The 1435-nt window shown below is 67.9% G+C and carries 1 protein-coding gene; it reads left to right on the forward strand.

Annotated elements, in window-relative coordinates; translation table 11 throughout:
- Position 1: 1 nt before the first annotated feature.
- Positions 2-1435, forward strand: a 1434-nt coding sequence (locus A5705_RS15455; protein ID WP_231982463.1) for an HAD-IC family P-type ATPase, incomplete at its 3' end; no start/stop codon positions are given.

Below are 1435 nucleotides of genomic sequence, written 5' to 3' on the forward strand. Positions count from 1 at the left end.
CGTGCGGACCCACCACGTCAACGCGCTCGCGGTGCTCGGTCGTCAACTGCGCAACGCGGTGCTCATCCTGCTGGCCGGCACCGCGATCGTCTCCTACTTTCTCGGCGACAGCATGCAGGCGATCATCATCGGCGTGATCCTGGCGGCCAGCATCGGCTTGGGGTTCGTCAACGAGTATCGGGCCGAGCGGGCCGCCGCCGACCTGCACGCGGCCGTGCACCACAACGCCGTGGTGCGCCGCGACTCGAAGTTCGTCACGACCAGCGTCACCGACCTGGTGCCCGGTGACGTGGTGCGCCTGTCGCTGGGCGAGGCCGTGCCCGCCGACGTCCGGCTGATCGACGTCACCGGCCTGGAATGCGACGAGAGCATCCTGACCGGCGAGTCGACGGGCTCGGAGAAATCGCCGCAGCCTGTGCCGGCCGGCGCCGAGCTGGCCGATTCGACCGACCTCGCTTTCATGGGCACCATCGTGAGCGCCGGGGAGGGCACCGGGGTGGTGTACGCCACCGGCAGGGATGCCGAATTCGGCCGCATCGCAGCGGGTTTGGACAAGCGCCAACCCGAGACCGATTTCCAGGTGGGGCTGCGCCGGTTCTCCTACCTGCTGCTGCAGGTCGCGATCGCGCTGATGGTGGTCATCCTGGTCAGCAACCTGCTGCTGCACAAGCCGATCATCGATTCGGTGCTGTTCTCGCTGGCGATCGCGGTCGGCATCACGCCGCAGCTGCTGCCCGCCGTGGTGAGCACCAGCCTGGCGACCGGCTCGCGGCAACTGGCCAAGGCCAAGGTCCTGGTCAAACGCCTGGTCTGCATCGAAGACTTCGGCGACATCGACATCCTGATCACCGACAAGACCGGCACCCTGACCGAGGGCCGCATCAGCTTGGTCGACACCGTCAACCCGGCCGGAGTGCGCAACGACTCGGTGCTGCGGCTGGCCCTGCTGGCCTGTGACATCGATCCGGCCGCGGGCGGCGCCGCGACCAACGCGCTGGACGGCGCGCTCTGGGCGCACCCCGCCGCACGGCAGCTCGTCGGCGACGGTATGGACCGGGTGGCCTTTTTGCCGTTCGACCACATCCGCCGTGCGACCTCAGCCTTGGTCGATGACCATGGAAAGCGACTGCTGGTGGTCAAGGGCGCACCCGAGCAGATGCTGGCCCGCTGCTCGAGCGCACCCGATCAGTCTCAACAGACGTTGTCCGAGTTGTTCGCGGCCGGGCGCCGAGTGGTTGCCGTGGCGGCCAAGCCGGCGCCACACCTGTCCACGATCACCGCCGACGACGAATCCGAGTTGATGCTGGTCGGGTTCTGCGTCTTTGCCGACGAGCCCAAGGCCGCCGCCCGGCAATCCCTTGATCAGCTTGCCGAGCTGGGAATCGAGGTGAAGATCGCCACCGGCGACAATCCGCGGGTGGCCGAAAAGGTCTGC

Source organism: Mycobacterium sp. E787, from assembly GCF_001668725.1.
Taxonomy (GTDB): domain Bacteria; phylum Actinomycetota; class Actinomycetes; order Mycobacteriales; family Mycobacteriaceae; genus Mycobacterium.